Source organism: Corynebacterium sp. HMSC077G07, from assembly GCF_001809225.1.
In the GTDB taxonomy this organism is placed as follows: Bacteria; Actinomycetota; Actinomycetes; order Mycobacteriales; family Mycobacteriaceae; genus Corynebacterium; species Corynebacterium jeikeium_D.
The window spans coordinates 1-26154 of record NZ_KV796529.1; the positions used below are offsets into that span (position 1 = coordinate 1).

Here is a 26154-nt window from a genome sequence, read left to right on the forward strand (position 1 = left end):
AACTCACACAGTTTCACATTTGCAGCCCGTAAATTTTGCGTTAAGTAGCAAGAAGCGTGTCCAATCGGCGTGCACCGGGGTCTACTTTTCTCTTAACCCCCGGTTTTTCGGCCGTCCCGCACGAGCCCCGCACGAGTCCCGCACGAGCCCCGCACGAGTCCGGCACTACACCATCCACCAGCTCGCCAGCAGCCGCACGCATCAGCCTCGCTGATCACACCCTCATTTCGCCAACCAAGCACAGGCCGCTACAACGATTGCCTCTGCTCCCCGGTCAAGAGTGGGTTGGAGGTCAGGGGCGAAAGCTGGGTTGTGGTTGCCAACAGCGCTGCTCTCATCCGCGAAACCGCCGAGCCCCCAGTACGTATATGGCACGCCAAGCGCATCGGGGATGATTGAGAAATCTTCAGAGGCGGGCACTGCGTCCAAGTCGGAGACTTCTTCACCGAAGTACGCGTCGAATGCCTCACGCACAGTATTCGTGGCATCCCCGTCATTATTCGTGAGGGGATAGCGGTCGTAGTAAGTGAACTGCGGGTCTTGAGGGCTGCGGGCAGCAACGCACTCTGCTCGTACAATGCGCTCGATTGCCTCTTTGAGGTGTTCGGTCACGGCGCTGTTGTAGGCACGAGTGTTGATGAGCAGCTCTGCGGAGTCAGGAATGATGTTGGACTTAGTTCCCGCTTGAATCGCACCAACGGTCACCACTGCGGTCTCGGTGGCCGCTACCTCACGCGAGACAATGGTCTGAAGGCGCATCACAATGGTGGATGCCAAGACAACGGGATCGACACTGAGCTCCGGCATGGATCCATGGGAGCCATTACCGTGCACAGTGACTTTGACCGAGAATGCAGAGGAGAGAACTGGCCCGCGGCGAGTTCCCACATAACCGCCGGGCAAGCTAGCTAGTACGTGTTGACCGAGATAAACGTCGGGACGCGGAATAGCCCTCTCCAGATCTGCCGCCAGCATTGCGCGTGCACCTTCGGCGGTTTCTTCAGCGGGTTGGAAAATACCGATGAATGTGCCAGACCACTGATCAAGGTTTTCGTTGAAAGCCTGCAGCGCTGTGAGCAAAGACATCAGGTGGAAGTCGTGCCCACAAGCGTGGGCGACGGGGACCTCTGTGCCGGTCTTTTCATCAATCTGCGTTGCCGTGGAGGCGTAGTCTTTGCCGGAAGTCTCCTTCACCGGTAGCGCATCAATGTCTGCGCGCATAGCTACAATCGGCCCGGCACCGTTCTCAATAATGGCAACGATGCCGGTGTCTCCGACGCGATTTGTGGAAATACCTGAAGATTCGAGCTCCTGAATAATCCGGTCTGCAGTGCTGTGCTCCTGCATGGAAAGCTCAGGGTGCCGGTGGAAATATTTGTACAGTTCCTCGCGCTGGGATTGGGTGGACGCGAGACCATTCAGAATCTTTCTGGCGCTCTCAGTATTAGTGGGCATACCTAAAATGTACGCCGACCTAAAGCGGACGGTGGAGGCCCTGGAAGGCATCCCCGTCCCGCCCCAAACCTCTAAGAGCTGCCTACGTCGTCACAAAGAACTTCTGGTTACGCTCGCCGCGGTAGGACTGGGCGGTTGCAGTTGCGGCGATGATAGAGGCAACAATCAGCAGGCCAGCTGTAATCAAACCGAGCGCCGACGAGTCTCCGGAGCGTACCTGGGAAATCGTTCCGACCAGCGTCATTGATGCATTAATGACAAAAACTGCCGCCGCCACGGACAGCACCGTGCGCGCTGCAGTCGATCCTTCAAGGAGTTTGCCAGCAAGCCACCAGCACGCAATCGCCGTTGCCGTCTGCGCGAGAATCGCAAACGCGAAGCTCACGGCCAAGCTGGTCTGTGCAGCAGAAACCTCGATGTTGTTGGCCTTTGCCGCTTCCGTAACAGTCGCGTCCCATTTCAATAGGGAACTGACCACGGTGAGGATTAGCGCTGGGACGTAAACATATACCGCGAGCCGCCACCACCTAAAGGACTGCGCCGCATGGAAAGGAACGTCTTTAGCCGAATTGACTGCCATAATTCCATACTCTAAACCACGCTGTCGCGGCGCGAAACGTCACTGCTAGGTTGAACTTATCGCTTGCCGACGAGCAGATAACCGGCAACCACCACAAAAGCTAACTTTTATACAGCGCTGGTGCGGTGCGGGTCGGTGAAGTCGACACCTTGGGTTTCCCACACGCGACGCAGTTCGTCAACGCCCTTAGCCCGAGCAAGGGCAAATTCGTTGGTCGTGGCCGGGACCGGCTGGAAGATTGTGACTTCGGTTTCCTCCACCGCGACCGGCGGGATTTCTGCCTTGAACAGCACAAAACCGGTGAAGCGCGACTGATCCCACAGTGGCTGGCCGAAGTCAATAAGTGCCCCCTCGGTCAGGACGAGGCCTTCGATGCTTGGGGAAGCGGCAAGAATACCCAGCGGGCGGATGACTTCGTCCAGTCCACCACGAATAGGCAAGATGAGTTCGGCACGCGGGCCAGAGTTGGTGTCCACCACCATTGCGGACGGATCTTGCATCGCCTCGGCACTGCAACCCAGTGTTGCATAGGTGACAATCCGGTCTGTGTCAGGTCCGAAGCGCAGCATCTTCAGTGGCGCAGAGCCAAGGAAGGTCAGCTGGGCTTCGCCGGGGTTGGACTCTTCAAAATAGGAGGTAAATGCTGCTCGGACTGCTTTGATGATCGCATTGCTGTCAGGACCGGCGGGAGGAATGGGGCCGGTTAAGTTATCGAACACGGGCGGTACTCCTTGTTGAGGTGGTCATTTTAGGCTGCGGGCGAAAGCTCGACAGCATCAGCCCACGTCGCATCGAGGTTCAAAGTCTGCATCCACGTATCAATGTTGTCACCGTGTGCAGCGATTGCGGCGCGCGCAGTCAGCGTGGTCTCGATAGCGAATTCGGTGAGTTCATCGCTAATCAGCCCTTGGGTGTGGGCCGCGACGAGCTCGTCGACATCTTCAACGCGAATCTGTGTGGTCGCATCGACAGGTAGGGGAGCTATGGCCTCAGGATCGGTCGGTGCCTGCAGGATGTCGAGATACAAATCGGTCATACGCCAGCACTGCGGATCAGTCCGGTCGATGCTGACAATATCGACGTAACGTTGGTGTTCCACCTTCACGCCCGGGCGGAAGTGATAAATGCTGATGCGCAACCCCTCGTCGGCAAGCAGGAATGACTCTAGATATCCAAACTTTGGATGATCCATCCCACGGCGCATATAAAGGCGGCTGGGTGTGAGAGTTCGGAACTCGTCGACATTGCGCTGAAAGCCCTTGGGGTCGGTGTTGACCATTTCACGTAGGTCAAAGGTCTCGACTTTCGGAGGATGTGTGTCCTGACTCGAGCGAATTGGGGAGAGCGCAGGAGCTGCCGCGGTCGAAGCCGAAGTGGCCGGTGAAGTGGACATGCGAATACCTTAACGTGTAGGGGTTGCCTTTTTGGGCATAGAAAAGCCCTTTCTGCATACGTGATGCAAAAAGGGCTAGGGGAGAACTAGAAAAACTTAGTTCAGGCCGACCGGGAAGACACCGGCGGTCGGGGTGTAGCTGCAGTTGGTCGGACCAGGCTCTTCCTGAGTGGTGATACCGCCCTGCATGACAGCGATGACCACGCCCTTGCCCGTGTCAGCGGTGCCGTTGACAGCACCCGGGCCCTCCTCGGCGTTGATGCCGTTGTTCTCCAGGGTGGTCTTGCCGTACTTGCCGTTAGCAACGTTGACCCAGTAGACATTCATCTCTGTGTCCTGCTGCTTAGCCAGCTGCTTGGTGCCCAGGCCAGTGAAAATGAAGCCAAGCTGGTTTTCTGGAACACCTGGCAGAGGCAGGTCTGCCGGGCCCGGAACGGTAGTGGCCAGGCCGAAGGAACGACCTTCGCCGCCGATGCACTTGTCGGCAACAGTAGGCAGCAGGAACTGGTTGGTCTTCGGGGCACCTTCCGGAACCTTGAAGCCCGGCTCGCCCTCGCCCTCACCAGTCAGGAAGTCAATTCCCTTGTTCAGTGCGCTGGAAATTTCCTCAGGAACGCCTGGGGAGTTAATGATGTCGCGCGCGTTGCCGTAGAGATTCGGCGAAGCGATGTTCAGGGAGTCCAGCGACGGGGAAGCAGAAGCGGCGGGAGTCATGCCCGCAGTGAGAATTGCAGCTGCACCCAAGGTCGCTGCGGCACGGCGCAGGAAGGAGCGTCCAGTCGAAACCACGGTGAAGAACCTCTCATTCGTGGGCTATTGGAGTCGGAATCAAAATTTCGGAATCGTTGCTCATCTTAGAACGACTCCAACGGGAATTGGAAAGATTTGAAAAAGAAATGTTCAGAATCTTCTCAGGAGATTAACGCACGGATTCCCGCGTGTCGCAAGTTAATTAGAGTGATTTTTGGTGTAGAACGAGATGATTGTGAAAATTGTGACGTCATGTATGCCTGTGGTGTTAATGGTGTTTCGCAGCGCGTAAGCGGGTGAAGTCAAGTCTCATCCCGTGGGGTTACAACTATGGCATTTGGTCACATGTGTCACATGGCGGGCTGAGAGATTGCCGTCGTGAAGCGTTGTGGCGTTGGCGGATATGCCGTTATGACTGTCGGTAAAGCGGGGGTGCAGTAAGGGGGTAATTTATCCCTAAGGGTGGCGCGGCAGTGCCACTTTGCATGACGGATAGGTGCTCGGGGTTGTGAGAATCTCTGCCAGATGTGCAGGGCCATTAAGAAGGAGTACACTGTAGAACGCTTTATTACGCGTTGATGCGGGGCGTTAAAGGCAGTCGTAAAGACAGTTCTTTAGAGCAAGGCCGTATCTTGTTTCTTTTAGTCCTCTTAGCTTGTTAGGAGCTATCCGCCTGTGAGCGATACCGAGTTCCGTAATGTCGCCATTGTCGCACACGTCGACCATGGCAAGACCACTCTCGTGAACGCCATGCTGGAGCAGTCCGGCGTTTTCAGCGACCACGAAGAAGTTGCAGACCGAGTGATGGACTCTGGTGACCTTGAAAAGGAAAAGGGCATCACCATCTTGGCGAAGAACACCGCTATTCGCCGAAAAGGTGAGGGCAAGAACGGCGAAGACCTCATCATCAACGTCATTGACACCCCTGGTCACGCCGACTTTGGTGGCGAGGTGGAGCGCGCACTGTCCATGGTTGACGGTGTCGTGCTGCTGATCGACTCCTCTGAAGGTCCGCTGCCGCAGACCCGCTTCGTCCTGGGCAAGGCGCTTGCTGCCTGCATGCCGGTGATTATCGTGGTCAATAAGACTGACCGCCCAGATGCACGTATCGACGAGGTTGTCGAGGAAGCACAGGATCTGCTGCTCGAGCTAGCCTCCACCCTGGAAGACCCGGAAGCTGCTGAGGTCGCTGAGCGCAACCTTGAGCTGCCGGTTCTCTATGCCTCTGGTCGTGCCGGTAAGGCTTCTACCGAGAACCCGGGTAACGGCAACTTGCCGGAGTCTGAGAACCTGCAGCCGCTGTTCGACGTCATCACCGAGGTGCTCCCGGAGCCGTCCGCTGAGATTGATGCCCCGCTGCAGGCGCAGGTTACCAACCTGGACTCCAGCTCCTTCCTCGGTCGAATTGGTCTGATTCGTATCCATAAGGGCCGTATCCGCAAGGGACAGCAGATTTCGTGGATTCATTACGACTCCGAGGGCAATGAGCATGTCAAGAATGCGAAGGTCGCGGAGCTGCTGCGTACCGTCGGCGTGACCCGCGTACCTGCTGAAGAGGCCATTGCTGGTGACATCGCCGCTATCTCCGGTATCGACGAGGTCATGATCGGTGACTCTCTCTGTGATGCCGAGCATCCGGACCCGCTGCCGCGCATCCTGGTCGATGAGCCGGCTATTTCTATGACGATCGGCGTGAACACCTCGCCACTGGCAGGCCAGGGTGGTGGCGATAAGCTGACCGCTCGTATGGTCAAGGCCCGCCTGGACCAGGAGTTGATTGGTAACGTCTCGCTGCGCGTGCTGCCGACCGAGCGCCCGGATGCCTGGGAGGTGCAGGGCCGTGGTGAAATGGCGCTGTCCGTTCTGGTTGAAACTATGCGTCGTGAGGGCTTTGAGCTGACCGTCGGTAAGCCGCAGGTTGTTACCAAGACCGTCGACGGCAAGGTTCAGGAGCCGTACGAGCACCTGACCATCGATGTTCCAGAAGAGCACCTGGGTGCTGTCACTCAGCTGATGGCGGCTCGTAAGGGGCGCATGGAGCAGATGGGTAACCAGGGCACCGGTTGGGTGCGCATGGAGTTCCTCATTCCGTCCCGCGGTCTGATTGGCTTCCGCACTACTTTCATGACGGAGACCAAGGGCACCGGTATCGCCAATCACTACTCGGCCGGTTACGGCGAGTGGGCAGGCGAGATTAAGGATCGTCCGACAGGATCGTTGGTCGCTGACCGTACTGGCCAGATCACCGCTTACGCGCTGATTCAGCTTTCTGACCGCGGTACCTTCTTCGTCGAGCCGGGTGACCAGGCTTACGAGGGCATGGTCGTTGGCCAGAATCCGCGTGATGAGGACATGGACATCAACATCACCAAGGAAAAGAAGCTGACGAATATGCGCGCAGCCTCGGCTGATGCGACCGTGACTCTGGAGAAGGCGCACAAGCTTTCCCTCGATGAGGCTATGGAGTTCTGTGGCGCTGACGAGTGTGTTGAGGTCACTCCGGAGGGTATCCGCGTACGCAAGCAGATCCTCAGCGCTACCGATCGCGCTCGCGCTCGTTCCCGCGCGAAGGCCATGAATAAGAAGTAATTCGGGTTGCTAGGGGACTGGACCACCTGAAAACCAGTCTCGGGGTAACTGACTCGGCCAGGTGTCGAGTAATCTCGTGGATATGTTTATTCGCAGCCGTCGTCACGCAGCTTCTCGTCGATTTTTCGTAGCATCGACACTCTGCGTGACGGCGGCTTTGGCGTCTTCGTGCATGGCTCGCCCGTCGGACGCTCCGACTGTGCCCGGGCAGCAGGAAGTGCCGGTGCAGCAGGAAGACACCGCTGACCAGGCTAAAAAGATGCGTGAAGTCACGGTCGGTGTCGACGAGTTTGTCGAAGGTTTCAATCCGCATTTGCTTGCCGACGTCTCCCCGGTGACCAGCCTGGTAGCGCGACTGACACTGCCTAGTGTTTTTACCCCTGCGCCGGTTGAGGGCGAGGCTGGTGACGCTAGTGCCTCCGCGCAAGCTCCCGGAGTGGTGGATAACGCTGCCAATGCTCGCTCGGCAGGTGCTCCCCAGTGGCTACTCAACTCCGACTTGCTGGATTCCGTGCAGGTCATCGAGAGTGATGACAGCAAAGACGGTGACGCCAGAAACGGAGCTGGAAACGGAAAAGCGGCCGATGTTGACATCACGGATCCGACGGTAGCGGCAGAGCATGTCCGCTACCGCATTCGAAAAGGGGCGCAGTGGAGCGATGGCACGCCAATCAGTGGCGAGGACTTCCGCTACCTATTTTCCCAAGTCACGTCCACGCCAGGATCGCTGGATACGGCGACTTATGAGCTGATTAAATCCATTGATGTCTCCGATGGTGGCCGTCAGATTGATGTGACGTTCACTCAGCCGATTACGCATTGGCAGCGCCTGTTTGCACATCTCTTGCCAGCGCATTTGATGCGGTCGAACACTGATGGTTTTTCCGAAGGGCTGGCCAGCCGTTTCCCGGCCTCCGGTGGGCAGTACACCGTCGAGTCGATGGATGTCGGCCGCAACATCATTCGACTGGTTCGAAATGACCGCTACTGGGGTGAGCAGCCAGCAGCCTCGGAGGTTATTACGCTGCGTGCCATGCGTAGTGCCATCGATGGTGCGGAGCAACTGCGTTCGAAGCAGATCCATGCCGTGCAGGTCCGTCCGACGGAGACCTCTGAGCTGACGTACGGTCTGGTCCCCGGTGTTGCTGAGTTCTTCCATGAGCCGAACCGGGAACTGGTTTTCAGTACCAATCTCGCGTCGAGCAGGCTTGCCGACGAGTCCGTCCGCCGGGCCATTCTGCGCACCATCAACGTTGCAGAGGTCTCAGAGGTGGCCACCGGGCGCCGAATTGCGGGTGGTTCTGGTGACGGTGGTGGCCAGGAGAAATCCGAGGCACCTCAGGCCGGATTTACCGAGGACAATCCGCTACGAATCGGCATCATTAGCGACGGTATAGCGGCACGCGCTGCGGCTTTTGCGGTCGCTGACCAGTTGACTGCAGCTGGTATCCCCGCCACCGTTGTTTCGTATTCTCCGGCGGACATGCTGCGGTCTTCGTTGCCCTACGGAACCGTCGATGCCGTGGTGGCATGGGCAGAGCAGCCCAATTCCGTCCAGGCGGCCCGGGAACGCTATGCGTGTACGGAAGGCTCGGTGAGTTCGCTACCGCCGAAGGACTTGGATGAAGCAGGCGCAGAGTCGGCTACCGAGTCTGAGTCAGAATCCGAGTCTGAGTCTGAGGGCGTTGACAGTTCGACAAAACCTGCACCAAGTGAAGACCGGAGAAAGAGCGCTGAAGAGCAGAGCTCGCTGGACGGGACGACACCGTCTGAACGGTCCAAATCTTCTACCTCAGCGGAACCGGCTGACCTAAATGGAGTACCTGTCGCTCCGAAATCGGCTGCTCGGAGCGAGAATCTTTCCGGCCTTTGTGACCCGCAGGTTGATGAGCTGCTCGCTCCCGACAGTTCTGCGTTGCCCGCTGAACTCGCCGATATCATTGCTGGCCACAGTATCGAGCTGACCTTGGTGAAAGACGGCCTGCTGACGGTCGTCAGCCCGGAAATTACAATTACCGGGCGGAAGGACTCTTCGCAGTGGACTGATGACCCAGTGTTGGGTCGCCTCGGTGTTCTGGGCGAGGTTCGCCGAGTCTCGACGCAAAGCGGGACTCGAGAATCGTCTGAGAATTCTCAACCGGGAGATAGTCCGCGCGAAGATACTGAGCAGGACGGTTCGGGTCAGAACCAAGAAGTCCGCGATAACGCCGACCAGGAGAACAAGGGGAAGTAAGAAAGCCCGTGAAGTTACTTTTTGTTCACGCACATCCAGATGACGAGTCCATTTGGACAGGTGGTTTGATTGCGGCTGCCGCGCGCTCCGGAGCGTCGGTAAGCGTAGTGACCTGCACGATGGGCGAGCTGGGCGAGGTCATCGGCGCGCCGTACCAGGGGCTAGTTGCTGATGAAGCTGACCAGCTGGGCGGTTTCCGCGTCGCCGAGTTGCGCTCGGCGCTGCGTGCGCTGGGGGCCAATGGCCCAGACAATGCACCGCGTTTCCTCGGTGGTGCCGGGCGTTGGCGTGATTCCGGTATGGCAGGGGACAAGGGCAATGAGCATCCCCGTGCGTTCGTGAACTCGGGTGATGAGGCGGTCGCCCAGCTTCGCACCATCCTCGATGAGCTGCAGCCGGACCTGGTCATTACTTACGATGCCGATGGTGGCTATGGGCACCCGGACCACATTCGCGCACACGATATCACTGTCGCGGCGTGCGGAAATCGCTTTCCGACGCTGTGGGCGGTCACCGATCGTGAGGCAATGGCGGCGGGGCTGGATGCCATTACCGTGGTGCCGGAGAGCTGGCAGGCGTGCGATGTCGACGACTTCGCCACCGTGACCGGCCGTTTCGAGGTTCAGCTGGATGATGCCGCTGTGGCTGCCAAGGTTGAGGCCATGCGCGCGCATGCGACACAAGTGTGGTTCGCCGATGGTTCCGTCAGCGAGGTCAATCCAGATGCTGTCTATGGGCAGACCGACGGCTCTGGTCATGCGCGAGCCGTCTGGGCGTTTTCCAATTTGCTGTGTCAGCCGGTGACGCCGACTGAGGCATACCGTTTTGGTACGGCGACTGCTGCGTCCCTGGAAGAGCTGGGGGAACTGGTGAATGTCCGATTGCTGCAGGACCCGGCAGCAAGTGCCGGCTCAGTGCCGAGCGCGGACCTGGCAGTGGAGGGGAGCGCGGACGATGAGTAACCCTCAGCCTCACGAAAGCGAAGACTTGATTAACGCTGCTGGCGGAAAGTTGAAGAACGAGCGCTTGAGTATTGAAAAGCGCACATTCGGGGATGAGCGCTATTGGGGCGACCCGGAACGTTCGCAGCCACGCGAGAATTTCCATCAGGGTGAGGTCACGGTAGCGCTGGTCTGGCTGTCACTCGCTGCGTTGGCGGCGCTGGTGATTGAGGTAGTTTTCCTCGGAGCGTGGATTACCATGGGCTCGGTTGCTATTCCGTTGCCGTGGACTATTCCGCTGGCCTATATTGCCAATCTGATCATCACCAACACAGCGTTGCTGTGGACACGTGATCGCTCCAAAGCTGCGATTCCGACTGTCATCTGGGTGCTGGGCTTTGCCGGCATTTTGCTGTGGGCAGTGCTGCCCTTCGGTGGTGATTTGGCAATGGGGCAGTGGTTGCGAACAGTGCTGCTGCTTGTTTGCGGTGTGCTGGGCGGTGCCTGGCCGTTGCGCCATCTGCGGGCACTCTAGCGGAAACTGCAGTAGACGGTGAGGAATTGATGCAGGGCAAGCCTGCATCAATGTGGCCCTTTCTGGAGCCAGTTGATAACAACACCCACGTTGGGTGTAGACTCCAATCTGAATATACCGCTCTGTCTATTTTGCTCTGTTTCTCGTCGGAACGGCATAATCGACAGATAGCGAAAGCCTCATCCCATATCTTGTGAGAAAGGTTCTTAAACCTAAAACCATGACTTACATCATTGCCCAGCCATGTGTTGACGTCCTCGACCGTGCCTGTGTTGAAGAGTGCCCGGTTGACTGTATTTACGAGGGCAAGCGCATGCTCTACATTCATCCTGATGAGTGCGTGGACTGCGGCGCTTGTGAACCGGTCTGCCCAGTCGAGGCCATCTTCTACGAGGACGATGTTCCGGATGAGTGGGTTGAATTTATCGATGCCAATGTCGACTGGTTCGATGAGCTGGGTTCCCCGGGCGGTGCCGCCAAGCTCGGCCCCCAGGACTTCGATGTGCCGTTCGTGGCAGCGCTGCCGCCGCAGGCAGAAGACTAAAACCACAGAGGACTAAACCTATTTCTTTTCCCGGGAAGGACTTCATCACCGCTCATGTCAGCTGCTCGTAAGCGCGTAACTCCCGGTTCTCTTTTGCCTCAGTTTCCGTGGGATTCTCTCACGCAGGCGAAAGCCACTGCGGCTGCGCATGAAGAGGGCATGGTGAATCTCTCGGTCGGCACACCGGTCGATGAAGTCGCTCCGATAATCCGGCAGGGCCTTTCCGAAGGCTCTGCCGCACCGGGCTACCCACAGACCGTCGGCACGCCTGAGCTACGCGCGGCGATTGTTGCAGCAATGGCGCGGCGCTACGGCGTGACGGGACTGGAGTCAGCGGTCAACGGCGGCAATGTGCTTCCGGTCATCGGCACCAAGGAAGCGATTGGCTGGCTTCCCTTCCTCCTCGGCGTAGGCGCGGGGCATACCGTCGTCATCCCCGAGCTGGCATATCCCACCTACGAGGTCGGCGTGCGCATCGCAGGCGCTGAGCTGCTGCGTGCGGACTCGCTGACGCAAATCGGTCCCGCCTCGCCGACGCTGATGTTCATCAATTCCCCGGGCAACCCCAACGGCAAGGTCCTCGGTGTTGAACACCTGCGCAAGGTGGTTGAGTGGGCGCGTGCTCGGGACGTCATTGTTGCCTCTGACGAGTGCTACCTGGGGCTCGGCTGGACTGAACAGCCAGTCAGTATTCTCGACCCGCGAGTGTGCGACGGTGATTTCACCAACCTGCTGGCTATCCACTCGCTGTCCAAGACGTCGAACATGGCGTCGTACCGCACCGGCTGGTTCGCCGGCGATGCGGACCTTATTGCCGAGCTGGTTTCCGTGCGCCGTCACATGGGGCTGATGATGCCGGGGCCCATCCAGCACGCCACGATCGCCGCGCTTAACGACGACTCCCACGAGGCTGAACAAAAACAGCGCTACTGTGACCGCCGTGAGATTCTGCGCGATGCACTGGTAGCCGCAGGTTTTCGTATCGACGACTCCGAGGGCGGGCTCTATCTGTGGGCTACGCGCGGGGAAGACTGCTGGCAGACGGTTGATTGGCTGGCCGAACGTGGCATCCTGGTCGCACCGGGTAGCTTCTACGGCCCCAAGGGTGCGCAGCACGTGCGGGTGGGGCTCACAGCAACGCTCAACGACATCGAAGCGGCCGCAGCGCGTATTCGTGGCTAGCCCCGGCCAGATGTGCTGGCTCTAGTAGGCCGAATGCTGCAAACGGTGCCGACATCGGCATAGGACCAAATCATGAAAAAGGGAGTGCGCCGTGGGACGTGCCGCAGGTAACCGAGATGCTTGGTGGGGCCTTGAGAAGAACTGTCAGACAGCGCAAGTCGATGCTGCCGCTCACGAGCGCGAGGAGTACATCCCCTTTGAGCCGGCAATTGTGGCCGACACCGATGAGTTTCTGGTCGTAGACAAGCCACCTTTTCTGCCCGCAACCCCCAATGGCCGCATCGTGGCCAATACCGTTCAGGAGCGACTGCGACGTAGTCTCGGGGAACCGGAGATAGTGGCCGTCCACCGCCTGGATCTGCTAACCAGTGGGCTGCTGTTGCTTTCCCGGAATCCGGCTACCCGTGCGCGCTACCAGCAGCTTTTCCAAAACCAGGAAATCACCAAAGAATACGAATGCCTCACCGTGATGCCCGATGATTGGCATGTGGGGGAAACCAGGGATGTCACGCTTCTGCTCGATCCCAACCCTGCGGGGCGCGGAGTAAATGTCGTGGAGACCGACGATTCCGCTCGCGCTGCCGCGAAGAATCCCAAGTTCAAGCTCGCACGCACAACCGTGACCTTCCTCGGCCAGGTAGCCGCGGACATCGGCGATGTGCTGGCGAGCAGCAGTGGCGGTGGCGGTGGTGTGACCAGCGCCAGCGTTCCGCTGCACGCAGTCGGCTGTGGTTGTGGGCATTGCGGCAGCCGCATGCAGGTGGGGCGCTGGCGGCTACAGCCCCATACGGGCCGCACGCATCAGCTGCGGGCGACGTTGGACTGGCTAGGCTATCCCATTCTCGGTGAGGATACCTATGGCCGGGGAGCGGGGGCGCAGGGGCCGTCGGCAAGCGCGAGTGGCGTGCCAAAGTACACGCCGCAGTTGCGATTGACGGCGACCGCGCTGGCCTTTGTCGACCCCGTCACTGGTGAGCGACGTGCCTACCGGAGCGCGCGGAATATCGCGGCCCCGGCAGACGTGCCGACCACCTCTTAGTTAGAGTGCAGCTCCGCGCTGAGCTTCACCTTTTCGGCAGCCCACGGCACAACCTCGACTGCACCAGAGAGCGAGTTGCGGCGGAAGAGCATATTCGATCCGCCCGAGAGCTCGCGGGCCTTGAGCGTCTTCTTCACACCGTCTAGGGCAACGAGGCACTTGGTGCCGGCAGTGATGTAGAGCCCGGCTTCGAGTACGCAGTCATCGCCGAGCGAGATTCCGAGTCCAGCGTTCGCACCGAGTAGGCATCGCTTGCCGACGGACACAACTTCCTTACCTCCACCGGATAGTGTGCCCATGATGGACGCACCACCGCCGATATCGGAGCCGTCGTCGACGACGACCCCCTGAGAGATACGGCCTTCCACCATGGAGTGTCCAAGCGTGCCTGCGTTGAAGTTGACGAAGCCCTCGTGCATGACTGTGGTGCCCTCTGCGAGGTGGGCGCCCAGGCGCACGCGGTCAGCGTCACCGATGCGAACTCCGGTGGGAGTGACGTAGTCGACCATGCGGGGGAATTTATCGATGGAGTAGACGGTGACAGGCCCGCGGCGTGACAGCTTGGCTCGGGTTACCTCGAAGCCTTCGACAGCACAGGGGCCAAAATTCGTCCACACCACATTGTTGAGCTTGCCGAAGATGCCGTCCAGGTTGATGCTGTTGGGGGTGGCCAGGCGGTGGGACAGCAGATGGAGACGCAGGTAGGCATCGATGGTGTCGACTGGTGCGTCATCGAGTGAAGCGATGGTAGCTGTGACCAGACGGCGGGTGGTGCCACGGTCCGCATCGGCTACGGCCAGATCTGTGAGGTAGGTGAAATTTTCGGGCAGTGCGTCGGCGTCGATGGTTCCGGTCGTGGTGGAGGTTGCCACGCCCTCTTCGATGAGCTTGGGGGCGGGGAACCAGACGTCGAGAACAGTATCGTTGTTAAAAGTGGCAATGCCGGTAGCTTGTGCTCCAAATTTCATGGAAAACAGGCTACCGGCATATCCCTATCTATGAAAAGTGTTCCGCAAATGTGTAGCAAGGAAATGTTCGGATAGGGGTAGCAGGGTGGTTAGGCCCTGCAGCCAGTTGCTAACGGCTAGTTGCTATCGCTGGACTCGAGAGCCTCGCGGGCCGCGGTGCGGCTCTTCTTAGTCAGTGCAGCGAGCACCGCGAGGAACGCAGTGACACACACAACGGCGATAACCTGCTGGCGAGCACCAGAATCGGTGAGCATGCCAACAGCGAGGCCCAGAATCAGGATGACCGCTACCCAGGACAGTGCCGGGTAGGCCCACATGCGAACGGAAAGCTCGTTGTTGGCCTCCATCTGCGGGCGCAGCTTAATCTCAGACAGGGCGATGACCAGCCAGATCACCAGCAAGCAGCCGCCGACAGCGTTCAGTAGGAAGACCAGGACACTCGAGCCGTCGAAGACAACCTGCAGGCCCACGGAGACGAAGGCGAAGACCATCGACATGATGACCGCACGGTTCGGAACTGCGCCTTCATTGGTGTGGGCGAAGAAGCGCGGTGCCTCACCGCGGGTGGACATCGAGTAGACCAGGCGAGAGGTTGCGTAAATCTGAGCGTTGAACGCGGACAGCAGCGCCAGAACGATAATGGCCTCCATGAAGCCAACGGCACCCGGAATGTTCGCCTGCTTCAGAACCTGGGTGAACGGCGACTCAGCTGCGGAGTCAGCGCCGTCAATCTGGGAGTACGGCAACAGCAGGATGATGACGGTCACGCAGCCCAGGTAGAACACAGAGATGCGGAAGATTACCGAGCGGACAGCAGCAGCGATGGAGCGCTGCGGATCTTCAGCCTCAGCAGCGGCAATTGTGACAATCTCGATACCGCCGAAGGCGAAGGCCACGGCCAACAGACCAGCGGCAATGCCGGACACGCCATTCGGGAGGAATCCGGACTCGGCAATATGCGTCGTACCGACGAAGCTGGTGCCTGGCAGCAGACCGAAGAAAAGAAGAACGCCAATGACCAGGAACGCGATAATCACCGCGACCTTGATGAACGCGAACCAGAACTCAAACTCGCCGAAACCGCGCACATTCGCCAAATTCACTACAGCGAAGAAGACAACACAGATCAGGCCTGGAATCCAGCCCGGAATACCGAACCACGCACCCATGATGGCACCGGCACCGGTAATTTCAGCGCCGAGCACCATGATGAGCATGAACCAGTAGAGCCAGCCGAGGACAAAGCCAGCCGAGGAACCAAAGGCCATCTCGGCATAGGTGGAGAAGCTACCCGGTGTCGGGCGGGCAGCGGCCATCTCGCCGAGCATCTGCATGACGAGGACGACAATGAAGCCAGCGATGACATAGGAAACTAGAACACCCGGGCCAGCTGCCTTAATGCCGACGCCCGTACCAAGGAAAAGACCGGCACCGATTGCGGAGCCAAGACCCATCATGGTCAGGTGTCGAACCTGCAGCCCCTTGCCCAGCTGAGCTGTCTCGCCGGAGGTGGAGGTAATTTGCGATTCGGTCATGTCGCAAACATTACCTCGCTGATAACAGGGGCAATAACCGTATTACGGGTTTACCCCCATTCACCGTTTTGGGGTCAACTAATGTGCCTTCACGAGCACCGAAAGTAGGTTATCCGGCCAGCTCATCCGGCACGTCGGCAAGCTGAGCGAAAGCAGCGGCACCTTCGTCATTGCCCGGGCGTTCCGTGCGGCGGACGCACACCGCCGAGTGGTCCGGGTGATGGTAGAAGTGCATGTTGTCGCGGCCCGAAATTTCCCATGCCTGAATACGGCGGTTCTCCGCGGGGACATCGATGGGCGTATCGGGGGCAATGAGGATGCTTCGGTCAATAATGCAGTCATTACCGAGGCTGACGCCGACGGTGCCGGCCGCGATATCGATGTGGCAGCGCTCGCCAACCGTGAGCGGCTTACGCTGACCGGAATCGTCATGAGCGGCAATGATGGAGGCCGACAGTCCCACCTTCGTGTGCGCGCCAATGACGACACCGGAGGATAGACGTCCCTCAATCTTGCATGGGCCCAGAGTACCCGAGTTCAGCGAGACAAATCCCTCGCGCAGTACGGACGTACCCGGTGCCAAGTAAGCGCCCAACCGCACGCGCTCGGCCTCTGCAATGCGCACACCGGCGGGCAGCACATAATCGACCATGCGCGGCATGCGGTCGATGGCGTAGACGTGAATCAGACCGCGGACGCGCAAGTGGGTGCGCAGTTGCTCGAAGTTGTCCGGCAGACATGGCCCCTTGTTGGTCCACGCCACAACATGGAGCAACTCGTAGAGGCCCTTGGTGTTTAGCTGGTGCGGCTTGACCAGGCGGTGGGAGAGCAAATGCAGGCGCAGGTAGGCATCGTGCGGGTCGACAGCAGGCTTGGACAAATCCTCAATGGACGTGCGCACTGCCACCTGCTCCACGCGGCGATCCTCGTCCAAAATCACCTGACGAAGCAACTGTGGGGTCAGATCAGCGGCGCCGAGCCGGTGAGTGCTCGATTCTACGACCTCATCGCTTAACTGAGGTGCGGGAAACCAAGTATCGAGAACTGTACCGTCCATTGCGATATTGGCGATTCCCGTAGCGACAGCACCAGATGTAATCATGATTCTTAATATTAGTATCCCTTTAAGGAATCTTCGCGGAAGGATGAACTATGCCCCTAGCTGGCCTTGAAAGCACACAGAAAATGAAGCAGTGGTTCTTAGTTAGCCTCATCATTGCTGTCAGTGTGCTCGGACTCGGCTTCGTCCTGTCCCTGCCGGTGGTCTTCTATGTCGGATTCGCACTGCTGAGTGCTTGGATTCTCGCCGTAGCCAGCTTCTTTGGTTTCGTTTTGCCGCCGCGAGCAATGCCAATTGGCGCAGTCGGTGTGGCTATCGCCGCAGTGGTTGCGCTCATTGCGCCGAACCGTCTTGTGCTGGTTATCGCAGTTGCCATCGCGGTGGGGCTCGGCGGTGGCATGATTGCCCGCCTTTTGCTGGAGCGCAAGAACCGCGATCAGCAGGCACGCATCGATGCCCTGCCGATGTGGGAGCGCGATGAGCTGGGCGATGTCGCCGAAACGCTTCGTCCTGCTTATCGACGAGACATCGATCCCACCCCAGTGCAGCTGCCACATGCAACGGCCAAGATTGTCGCGGCCGTCTGTAAGCCGCTGGCCGGTTCTACGGTGATTGTCAGCACGAATGAGCTGCGTCCGGTGATTGCGGTCTATGGCTCCCGCGTGGCTGTGGTCTATGGTCCCGGCGCGGGCGTTGTCGAGGAGGATGGCGGAAACGGAGAGGCGACCGATTCTGCGGGGGAGGAGCGGGCGCCGGGGTCGTCGACAAGCGAAACTCCGGAGGCAATCATTGCCCAAACTCTCCCGGAAGGAGCGAAAACCCTGGTCTTTGAGGTGGCTGATGGGCTTAAGCGCCCGGCGGAGGGGAGAATTGGTGTGACCTCCGCCGAACCGCATGAGCTGGCGCTGTTCCTCGGTGGTGGCGCGCCCGCCAATGGGGATGCGATCAATGGTCGTGCGGCGCATATTCATCACAAAATTCTGGTTTCGCTGGCGCACAATGGTTTGTACGCTTAATTGATGTGAAATCGAAGTTAAATCTGCTCCAAGATCCTGTAGACCTCACGGCGGCACTGGTGGACATCGAATCGGTGTCCCACAATGAGACCGCGATTGCGGATGCCGTCGAGGCGGCATTGCGTGAGGTCGCGCAGGCAGATGAGTCGATTGAGGTCCTGCGCATTGACAACAACGTGATTGCGCGGACCCATCGGGGGTTGCCGCAGCGCGTGATTTTGGCAGGACACCTGGATACGGTGCCGACTGCGGACAATGTGCCCTCGACGCGTGGGGTAGACGCGCAGGGGCGAGACACACTGTTTGGGTGTGGAACTGTGGACATGAAAAGCGGTGACGCGGTCTACCTGCATGCTTTTGCGACGCTGGCGGCAAGCCAGGAGTTGCAGCGCGACCTGACACTCATCATGTACGAATGCGAAGAAATCGCCGCGGAGTTCAACGGGTTGCGGCACTTGAGTGAGTCGCATCCGGAGCTCCTGACTGGCGATGTCGCTCTGTTGGGCGAGCCCAGCGGCAATGTCATCGAAGCCGGCTGCCAGGGCTCTATTCGCCTGCGTCTGACCGCGCACGGCACACGTGCACACTCGGCTCGGGCATGGCTCGGCGACAATGCCGTGCACAAGTTAGCACCTGTGCTGTCACGTATTGCCGCCTATGAGCCGCAGACTGTGGATATCGACGGCTTGGCCTACCGCGAAGGGCTCAACGTCGTCTGGCTGGAGGCCGGGGTTGCCACCAATACGCTTCCCGACGAGGCGGTGCTGCGAGTCAACTTCCGATTCGCGCCCAACCGCAGCGCCGATGAGGCCATGGAGCACTTCCGAGAGGTGCTGGGGCTCGACGAGTTCGCGGCCGAGGATCTCACCGTCGATGTCGAGGATGTGAGCCCTGGGGCACTGCCGGGACTGCATGCGGCTGCTGCGAAGGAGTTGGTTGCGGTCGCAGGCGACGTCGTAAAGCCCAAGTTTGGGTGGACCGACGTGGCGCGTTTTTCGGCGCTCGGCATTCCTGCGGTGAACTTTGGCCCTGGTGACCCGGCGTACTGCCACAAGAAAGACGAGCAGATTCCGGTCGAGTGCATTACGGCACTGTGGGAGGACCTGCGGCGGTACTTGACCACCGCGCCGGTGGCTGAGTGAGCTTAGAATCACACCCTGCCCTCGCTGAGCGGGTGCGCGTATGTCATTGCTGGCATACATTGTGAGGTTATGAAACCTGTACGTACTCCGTCCCCAGCTAAGCGCCGTGCACTCCGCGGCCCAATCGCAATCCGACAGGCGGGCGAACCGCAGGCGTCTACGACCGACCGCAGGCTGTTGTCACACAATCCGAACACGGACTGGCTGCACAACGACACCTGGCGTGTGCTGCGCATTCAGTCGGAGTTCGTTGACGGCTTTGGTGCGTTGGCGGAAATCCCGCCGGCGGTGACGGTATATGGTTCGGCACGTCTGCCAGAGGACAGCCCTTACTACCAGTGGGGCTTCGACCTGGGCAAGGCGCTGGCGGAGGCGGGTTACGCGACCATCACTGGTGGCGGCCCGGGCATCATGGAAGCCGCCAACCGCGGCTGCTACGACGCCGACGGCCTGTCCATTGGGTTGGGCATTGAGCTGCCGCACGAGCAGCACTTGAATGACTGGGTCGACCTGGGCATGAACTTCCGCTACTTCTTCGTGCGGAAGACCATGTTCCTGAAGTATTCGCAGGCGTTTATTTGCCTGCCGGGTGGTTTCGGCACGCTCGATGAACTTTTTGAGTCACTGGTGATGGTGCAGACCGAGAAGGTGGAAAATCACCCAATCGTGCTGCTCGGCACTGAGTTCTGGTCGGGGCTGGTTGATTGGATGCGTGAGAAACTAGTGGCCATGGAGCTGATTTCTCCGACTGATATGGACCTTTTCCTGGTCACCGACTCCATTGAAGAAGCGGTCGAGTACATCGAGGCCGCGCACGAAAAGCTGATGGAAGAGTGTGAGCCGACCCCCGACGTTCCCGAAAAGCTCCGCCGAGTCCGTCGCTTCAGCGAGAGGTAAGACGCTGTGTGGAGTTTTTATCAGGACTCCGCGGTGCCGACGGTGATGGCCATCGTCAATCGCACCCCGGATTCCTTCTATGACCGTGGCGCAACGGCTGCGGAGGAGGCCGCGCTTGCTCGCGTGGACGAAGTTGTTGCGGCAGGCGCAGGCATTATTGACATCGGCGGCGTCAAGGCCGGTATCGGTGCAGAAGTAACTGTTGCCGAGGAGATCGAGCGTGTGGTGCCGACCATCGCGAAGGTCCGCGAGCGCTATCCTGACCTGCACATCAGCGTCGACACCTGGCGCGCCGAAGTCGGGGAGGCCGCCATCAAAGCTGGCGCTAACCTCATCAACGACACTTGGGCAGGCCATGACCCGGAGCTGCTGGAAGTCGCGGGCGCCCACGGGATGGGTTACGTTTGCTCGCACACCGGTGGAGCACTGCCACGCACCAATCCGGTTCGCGTGCGTTACGACGACGTCGTGGACGATGTCATCTCAGAAACCGGCAAGCTCGCCCAGAGGGCAGTGGACGCTGGCGTGCCGGAGGACCGCATCCTTATTGATCCCACCCACGACTTTGGCAAGAACACCTACCACGGCCTCGAGCTTCTGCGGCGCTGCAATGAGCTCGTGGCTACAGGCTGGCCGGTGCTCATGGCGCTGTCGAATAAGGACTTCGTCGGTGAGACTTTGGACCGCCCTGTCGAGCAGCGTGTGCCCGGCACCTTGGCTGCGACCGCCCATGCGGCAGCTGCCGGTGTTGCGGTGTTCCGTTCGCATCAGGTGTCCGAAACTCTTGATGTTTGCCGTATGACTCTGGCTATTTCCGGTGATTTTGCGCCACTGCATCCGGTGCGTGGGCTGGTGTAAGGGGCGTAGTTTGAGGCGCTTCACCCATGCCGCTGCGTGAAACAAAGGACTATGATGAAGAGAAGTAGTCGAAAATGCCGACAGGGATTCTAAACCGGGATCTTGAGCCGGGGTCTTAGACCGAGGTCTTGAACCGGGATTGTCAATCTCCTGGCTACCACAGCCGAGCTGGGGTGGCTGGTCGTCTCCTGCATCGACATTGTCTTAGAACGAAGGAGTTCACATGGCAGCAATGAAGCCGCGTACCGGTGATGGTCCGCTGGAGGCAGTTAAAGAGGGCAAGAAGATTGTAATGCGCGTCCCCGCAGATGGTGGTGGGCGCCTGGTGGTGGAACTGTCCCCGGAGGAAGCCAAGGAGCTCGGTGCAGAGCTCGTGGCAGTAGTGGAGTAGCAGAGTAGTAGGGTATCGGGTAGAGGCCGGGTAGTGGCCGGGCCTGTCCGGTTTTGACCCAGCGGCGACCTACACAGGTGGTGTAGGTCGCCTTTTCTTCTTCAGGTGATAACGGCTCGAATGAGGGGTTATGAACAAAAAGTACGGGCTGCAAATGTGAAACTGTGCGAGTTTATGACACTTTCAAGCCAGTTTTCGGGCAATTTTTGTCATAAACGTAGTCAGTAACTCGCATTGGAGTTACTTGGCTGAGCTCGTCACGGGCTAAGATAGTGAAAATTATTTTTCTAGCTCAGTTTGAGGAGTGACCGACGTGCTAGCTGACATCATTGATGTGCTTGCTGACCCCATCGATGGCACTGATTTGAAGTTTGGTGATGCCGAACGAATGACTCTGAAGTCCGAATCCGGACATAGCTATGATGTCGCCCGCCAGGGTTACGTTACGCTCGCCGGAGGGGCTGGTCTGCGCTACACCGGCGATGACGCCAAGATGATTACCGCCCGCGAGGAGTTCCTCTCTGGTGGCCACTATGCTCCATTCGTTGAGGCAGTTACAGGCAACGTCCAGGACGTGCTTGACGACGCCAACGTGTCCGAAGCCGCCAGCCCAGTCATCTGCGAAGTCGGTGCGGGCACTGGTTATTACCTCGCACACACGCTGGACAGCATTCCCAATTCTCGTGGCGTAGGCATTGATGTGTCTGTGCCGGCCGCCAAGCACCTGGCCAAGAGCCACCCGCGCCTCGGTGCGGTTGTGGCCGATGCGTGGGCACGGTTGCCGCTGCGTGATGGTTCCATCGATGCGCTTACTGTTGTCTTCGCACCTCGCAACGCTGAGGAGTTCGCTCGCGTGCTCAAGCCGGGCGGCCAGGTTGTGGTTCTGACTGCCACCACTGGTCACTTGGGTGAGCTTCGTGAGCCACTGGGCATCATCGATGTCGAGCGCGGCAAGGTCGAGCGCATGATTTCCCAGGCAGAGGGGCACCTCGTGCCTGTTGGCGACCCGGAGCTGGTGGAGTTCGGTATGAATCTCAACCAGAGTGCAATTGCCGCTCAGATCGGTATGAGCCCGTCGGCACGCCATATTCACCCGGAGGTGCTGCAGGAACGCATTGCAGCGCTACCTGCAGAGATGTACGTCACCGCCCGTGCCTACGTCACCCGTCTGGGGCGCCCGGGCGACTAGCGCCTACTCCTTGACCTCGGTTTTGTGAATCTGTTCATCCAGGTCTTCCGGATCCAGGTCAGCATCCGAGAATTCCGCCGTTAGCGGAAGGCGAAGCTGCAGGTCAGTGCCCGGGCACAGTTCGATAGTGCCCGAGCGCAGCTTAAAGTCCAGCACATGCCCGCCGCCGGTGCCGCCTTCCGCAAGGAAGTGCACGTGACAGCCGGGCACCGAAATTCCCTTCTCGTACACCGGCGTGCGGAAGCCCGCAATCGTGCCCCGCAGGTTCTGGAAATCAACCGACGCGTCTTCTTCCGTCGCATCAACCATCTTCTGGTACGGCTTTTCCTGCTTTACGACGGTTCGAGTCTTCACCCACTCAAATTCGCCGGTAATCCGCAGTGCGTACATAAAGTTTTGGCTCGGCACCAGGGAATCGATGATGGGGCTAATTTCCTTGCGAGTCAGGTTTTCCGGCGCATCCATCACCGTGTGAGGAACGAAGTTGGTGACCACCGTGTAGGGGCTGCGCTGATCCATGGTGGCCCGGGTCGCGGAGCCGTCGTGACGCACCTGCCAGCAGACACCGTCGAGGATTACCATTTCGCCATCGAGACCGTCGAAGGTGCCGATGCCGAAGTTTCCATGACCAAGGATTTCGCCAATGGTCATCTCGCCGTCGTAGATGCCATCGAGCAGTGCGGACATCAGTGAGTTTTGGAAAATTGTGTGTCGGACCGTTGGAAAATTCTCGTGAGTGGTCATGGAAGCCATTATATTCGCGGTGCTTGTGGCTCAGTTTGTTCGGCGTTTTCGGTCCGATGGTGTGGGAGGACTCTGCGGCACGAAGAACGCCCTGCGGAAAAATCCACAGGGCGTGATTTGGTGAATCGAGCGGTTGGTTCTACTTCGGCTGGATGGTGACTGATACGTGGTCAGCAGTGGAGACGATATGAACCGTCTGGCCATCGGCAGCGACAGTGGCGTGGCCACCCTCGACATTCACTGTGAACCCATTCGGGAAGTTGATTGAGGGCACAACGAGCTCGCTGGTGGAACCAGGTGCGAAAACTCCGGTGCCGTCGACGCGGCTATTGTTCCAGCTGGCCTGGTAGACACGGGTGTCGTGGTTCCAGTCAGTAGCTTGCGGGGTGCCTGCGACCGCCCGCAGGTGTGGAGCGGCGAGGATGGTCATCTTGTCGCGGTTGAAGGCATCGGCACCTACGGGTCCTGGAACAGTCGGGTCGAAGACCATGCCCTGTTCCTTCTGGTTCTGCGTCGTCGGGTCGTCGCATCCGCAGTAGGACCAGTACTGCCAGCCGACCATGTGGCGGCGGGCAAGCGAAATTACGCCATTGAGGGTATCGGCATCGTCGGTGGCGCCGAACTCGGAAAGCAGTGTGGCCGAGCCGTTACCGGATGAGACGATTTCCGCATTGTCGAAGGTACGACCATCGAAAAAGTCACAGCCCGTGTAGGTGTTGAACAGGGCATTCGTGGTGCAGTAGACATGCCAGCTGAGAGCCGTACCAGCGGTTTCAGGAACCTTCGGGGCTGCCGGATTGGTGTTCAATCCGGTGTTCCACATGGAGTAGGGCTCGTAGTGGACAATAGCGTCCTGGTCCTTGGCGACAATCTGCTTGGCAGCCTTCTGGTGCAGTTCATCGAGCTTTTCCTTAGCCGGGCCGCAGTCGCCGAGAGCCAAATAGCACAGGGGGTATGCCGAGCCTGGCCACGGTTCATTAATGATGTCGTAGCCCATCAGTCCCGGCATGTCGCCAAGGCGTTTGGCGACATGGCCCCACATGGCTGCGTAACGCTCCTGCAACCCAACACCGCCCGGCCCTTCGCGGTTATTCAGGAAATTGTCGTATGCCCTAATGAGGCCGATATTGAGGGCCTGGTTAGCGGGGAAGCCAACCTTCAAGAGGCTGGGAACGCCGTCGTCAATGACAGCCCAATCCGGGGCAAATTCGCCTTCGAACTTCTCGTTGTACATGTCCTGGTGGGCATCGACCAAGACCGCGATTCCACGCTCAGTGAGCATGGAGATAGTGCGGGCAATGGAATCCAGGTATTTGTCGTTGTACTCGCCGGGCTCTGGCTCTACTGCTTTCCAGATAATGCCGACTCGCATGGAGTCGAAGCCCTGCTGCACGAGCCAGTCAGCATCGTCCTCGTTAAAGCCTCCGGCCTCTGGGGTGTAAGGATCGTGCTTGTAGACGATGTTCGACCCCTGAGTGAGGAAAGCTCGGCCGTCACCATCGGTAAACCAGCGACCGGACTGCCCAAGGGGACCACGCTCGGTGATGGTAGCGGTACTAGGGGATGGTGCTACTTCTGTAGCGAGCGCCTGATGCGGTACTGCACCCGCTAGCGCTATGGCAATGGCGGCACCAGCTGCTGCCACCTTCTTAGTGAATCTCATACTCAGGATGCTATTGACCAGTAATGATAAATTCAGCCAAAACTCAAATTAGGTTTAGAAAAGTGGGCAAGGGCATAAGTAAATGTCCTGAACGGGGTTAGTAAAAAGGCTAAGAAAGGCCCACCGCTTCCTTCTCGGAAGCGATGGGCCTTATGAGGAGACTCCGTCCACCGCGCATCCGTGGCGTCTCGCAGACAGCCAGCTACATCAAAGACTTATAAACCTCAACGGTCTGCTGAGCGATGTTCTCCCAGCTAAACACATCTTCAGCACGCCTCTTACCCGCCTGGCCAATCTTGGTAGCGCGGTCGCGGTCGGCGACCATGTTGTTAACCGCGGCAGCGATTCCACGCTCGAAGCCCTCCGGATCAGACTCGTCGTAGTGAACCAAAGTGCCGGTTTCGCCATCGACGACAACCTCCGGAATGCCGCCGACATCAGAGGCGACAACGGCGGTGCCACAGGCCATAGCCTCAAGGTTAACGATGCCCAGCGGCTCGTAGATGGACGGACAGACGAACGAATCCGCGGCTGTCAGGATCTCCTGGATCTTCTCCTTCGGCAGCATGTCCTGCACCCAGAAAATGCCATCGCGCTTCTCCTGGAGGTCATGGACGAGCTGCTCAGTCTCCTTCGCGATTTCCGGGGTGTCCGGAGCGCCGGCGCACAGAACGAGCTGCACACCGTCGTCGAAAAGCGATGCGGCCTTGACCAAATGAGCGACACCCTTCTGACGGGTGATGCGGCCGACGAACGCGACCATCGGGCGAGACGGGTCAACGCCGAGCTCCTCCAGGACAGACCAGCCGTTCTGTTCCTTGGACTCTTCCCACGTCGGGCGCGGGTACCACAGCTCGGTGTCGATACCGTTCAGGACAACGTGGACCTTGTCGGGGGAGATACGCGGGTAGGCATCCAGGATGGCGTCCTTCATGCGCGCGGAAACAGCAATGACAGCGTCTGCGTACTCCATAGCATTGCGCTCGGACCAGCTGGAAACGTCGTAACCGCCGCCAAGCTGCTCGCGCTTCCATGGGCGGTGCGGCTCCAGTGAGTGCGCGGTTGCCACATGCGGAATGCCCTTGAGCAGACCAGTGAGGTGACCGCCCAGGCCCGAGTACCACGTGTGAGAGTGGACGACATCAATGTCGGTTGCCGCGGCGGCATTTGCCATGCGCAACCCCGTGGACAGCGTCTTAATCGAGGCGTTGGCATCCTTCAACTCCGGGTCAACGCCGTGGACATATACATCCGCCTCATCGCGAGGAGCACCCATGCAGTGCACATCGACGTCAACGCCGTCGAGGCCGCGCATGAAACGAGTCAGTTCAGTTACGTGAACACCTGCTCCGCCGTAAATCTCCGGAGGGTATTCCTTGGTCATCATGGCAACACGCATAGTTCCAGCGTAACCAGATTTGACAATTTCCGTCGCTTGATATGCCTGGGT

The 26154-nt window shown here is 59.1% G+C and carries 24 protein-coding genes; 13 read left to right on the forward strand and 11 right to left on the reverse strand.

The window, feature by feature from the left end; genetic code table 11:
- Positions 1-222 precede the first annotated feature (222 nt).
- The 5 genes from HMPREF2562_RS03385 to HMPREF2562_RS03405 form a co-directional block, all read right to left on the reverse strand.
- Positions 223-1455 carry an amidohydrolase gene (locus tag HMPREF2562_RS03385; protein WP_070437965.1) on the reverse strand — a complete coding sequence of 411 codons (1233 nt, stop codon included), beginning with the start codon at positions 1453-1455 and terminating at the stop codon, positions 223-225.
- An 82-nt stretch (positions 1456-1537) separates the two neighbouring features.
- Positions 1538-2035, reverse strand: a complete 498-nt coding sequence (locus HMPREF2562_RS03390; RefSeq protein ID WP_048732907.1) for a hypothetical protein — start codon at positions 2033-2035, stop codon at positions 1538-1540.
- 107 nt (positions 2036-2142) lie between these two features.
- Entirely contained in the window at positions 2143-2754 is a 612-nt protein-coding gene (locus HMPREF2562_RS03395; RefSeq protein ID WP_070549611.1) for a suppressor of fused domain protein, read from the reverse strand.
- Positions 2755-2783: 29 nt separating this feature from the next.
- Complete coding sequence (locus HMPREF2562_RS03400; protein ID WP_049172719.1) at positions 2784-3428, reverse strand: ribonuclease FAU-1 family protein; 645 nt, start codon at positions 3426-3428, stop codon at positions 2784-2786.
- Between the two features lie 96 nt (positions 3429-3524).
- Entirely contained in the window at positions 3525-4217 is a 693-nt protein-coding gene (locus HMPREF2562_RS03405; RefSeq protein ID WP_016422388.1) for an Rv1157c family protein, read from the reverse strand.
- Between the two features lie 636 nt (positions 4218-4853).
- Between HMPREF2562_RS03405 and typA the strand changes: the two genes are divergently transcribed.
- From typA to HMPREF2562_RS03440, 7 genes are all read left to right on the forward strand, one after another.
- Positions 4854-6767 (forward strand): translational GTPase TypA, encoded by a 1914-nt coding sequence (typA, locus tag HMPREF2562_RS03410; protein WP_016422389.1) that lies wholly within the window; start codon positions 4854-4856, stop codon positions 6765-6767.
- Positions 6768-6849: 82 nt separating this feature from the next.
- Positions 6850-9000: an ABC transporter family substrate-binding protein gene (locus HMPREF2562_RS03415; RefSeq protein WP_070549612.1), complete on the forward strand. Its 2151-nt coding sequence runs from the start codon at positions 6850-6852 to the stop codon at positions 8998-9000.
- An 8-nt stretch (positions 9001-9008) separates the two neighbouring features.
- Positions 9009-9962 (forward strand): N-acetyl-1-D-myo-inositol-2-amino-2-deoxy-alpha-D-glucopyranoside deacetylase, encoded by a 954-nt coding sequence (mshB, locus tag HMPREF2562_RS03420; protein ID WP_070549613.1) that lies wholly within the window; start codon positions 9009-9011, stop codon positions 9960-9962.
- Positions 9955-10476 (forward strand): hypothetical protein, encoded by a 522-nt coding sequence (locus tag HMPREF2562_RS03425; RefSeq protein ID WP_070549614.1) that lies wholly within the window; start codon positions 9955-9957, stop codon positions 10474-10476. The genes mshB and HMPREF2562_RS03425 overlap by 8 nt, the downstream gene beginning before the upstream one ends.
- A gap of 220 nt (positions 10477-10696) precedes the next feature.
- Complete coding sequence (gene fdxA / locus HMPREF2562_RS03430) at positions 10697-11020, forward strand: ferredoxin (protein WP_005509435.1); 324 nt, start codon at positions 10697-10699, stop codon at positions 11018-11020.
- Positions 11021-11074: 54 nt separating this feature from the next.
- Positions 11075-12202, forward strand: a complete 1128-nt coding sequence (gene dapC, locus HMPREF2562_RS03435; RefSeq protein WP_070549615.1) for a succinyldiaminopimelate transaminase — start codon at positions 11075-11077, stop codon at positions 12200-12202.
- A gap of 91 nt (positions 12203-12293) precedes the next feature.
- Positions 12294-13241 (forward strand): pseudouridine synthase, encoded by a 948-nt coding sequence (locus HMPREF2562_RS03440; protein WP_070549616.1) that lies wholly within the window; start codon positions 12294-12296, stop codon positions 13239-13241.
- On the opposite strand, the gene dapD is transcribed toward HMPREF2562_RS03440, so the two are convergent.
- The 3 genes from dapD to HMPREF2562_RS03455 all read right to left on the reverse strand — a co-directional run bounded on the left by dapD (position 13238) and on the right by HMPREF2562_RS03455 (position 16846).
- Positions 13238-14209, reverse strand: a complete 972-nt coding sequence (dapD, locus tag HMPREF2562_RS03445; protein ID WP_070549617.1) for a 2,3,4,5-tetrahydropyridine-2,6-dicarboxylate N-succinyltransferase — start codon at positions 14207-14209, stop codon at positions 13238-13240. The genes HMPREF2562_RS03440 and dapD overlap by 4 nt on opposite strands.
- 116 nt (positions 14210-14325) lie before the next feature.
- On the reverse strand, positions 14326-15729 hold the full coding sequence (locus tag HMPREF2562_RS03450; protein WP_172620259.1) for an amino acid permease: 1404 nt from the start codon (positions 15727-15729) through the stop codon (positions 14326-14328).
- A gap of 124 nt (positions 15730-15853) precedes the next feature.
- Complete coding sequence (locus HMPREF2562_RS03455) at positions 15854-16846, reverse strand: 2,3,4,5-tetrahydropyridine-2,6-dicarboxylate N-succinyltransferase (protein ID WP_049193666.1); 993 nt, start codon at positions 16844-16846, stop codon at positions 15854-15856.
- A gap of 83 nt (positions 16847-16929) precedes the next feature.
- On the opposite strand from HMPREF2562_RS03455, the gene HMPREF2562_RS03460 reads away from it, so the two are divergent.
- The 6 genes from HMPREF2562_RS03460 to HMPREF2562_RS03485 all read left to right on the forward strand — a co-directional run bounded on the left by HMPREF2562_RS03460 (position 16930) and on the right by HMPREF2562_RS03485 (position 22297).
- Entirely contained in the window at positions 16930-17820 is an 891-nt protein-coding gene (locus HMPREF2562_RS03460; protein ID WP_246816348.1) for a hypothetical protein, read from the forward strand.
- A 5-nt stretch (positions 17821-17825) separates the two neighbouring features.
- Complete coding sequence (gene dapE, locus HMPREF2562_RS03465) at positions 17826-18962, forward strand: succinyl-diaminopimelate desuccinylase (protein WP_070549619.1); 1137 nt, start codon at positions 17826-17828, stop codon at positions 18960-18962.
- Positions 18963-19031: 69 nt separating this feature from the next.
- The gene (locus HMPREF2562_RS03470) at positions 19032-19859 is read left to right on the forward strand and encodes an LOG family protein (RefSeq protein WP_049193669.1); all 828 of its coding nucleotides are present in this window, start codon (positions 19032-19034) and stop codon (positions 19857-19859) included.
- Between the two features lie 45 nt (positions 19860-19904).
- Complete coding sequence (gene folP / locus HMPREF2562_RS03475; RefSeq protein ID WP_070549633.1) at positions 19905-20717, forward strand: dihydropteroate synthase; 813 nt, start codon at positions 19905-19907, stop codon at positions 20715-20717.
- Between the two features lie 223 nt (positions 20718-20940).
- Positions 20941-21108 carry a DUF3117 domain-containing protein gene (locus HMPREF2562_RS03480; protein WP_005509573.1) on the forward strand — a complete coding sequence of 56 codons (168 nt, stop codon included), beginning with the start codon at positions 20941-20943 and terminating at the stop codon, positions 21106-21108.
- A gap of 313 nt (positions 21109-21421) precedes the next feature.
- The gene (locus tag HMPREF2562_RS03485) at positions 21422-22297 is read left to right on the forward strand and encodes a methyltransferase domain-containing protein (protein ID WP_069358883.1); all 876 of its coding nucleotides are present in this window, start codon (positions 21422-21424) and stop codon (positions 22295-22297) included.
- Between the two features lie 3 nt (positions 22298-22300).
- Here HMPREF2562_RS03485 and budA read toward each other — a convergent pair whose 3' ends face one another.
- The 3 genes from budA to glgA form a co-directional block, all read right to left on the reverse strand.
- Positions 22301-23050: an acetolactate decarboxylase gene (gene budA / locus HMPREF2562_RS03490; RefSeq protein WP_083295693.1), complete on the reverse strand. Its 750-nt coding sequence runs from the start codon at positions 23048-23050 to the stop codon at positions 22301-22303.
- 130 nt (positions 23051-23180) lie between these two features.
- The gene (locus HMPREF2562_RS03495) at positions 23181-24704 is read right to left on the reverse strand and encodes a glycoside hydrolase family 5 protein (RefSeq protein ID WP_070549620.1); all 1524 of its coding nucleotides are present in this window, start codon (positions 24702-24704) and stop codon (positions 23181-23183) included.
- Between the two features lie 202 nt (positions 24705-24906).
- Positions 24907-26103 carry a glycogen synthase gene (gene glgA / locus HMPREF2562_RS03500; protein WP_070549621.1) on the reverse strand — a complete coding sequence of 399 codons (1197 nt, stop codon included), beginning with the start codon at positions 26101-26103 and terminating at the stop codon, positions 24907-24909.
- Between the last annotated feature and the right edge of the window lie 51 nt (positions 26104-26154).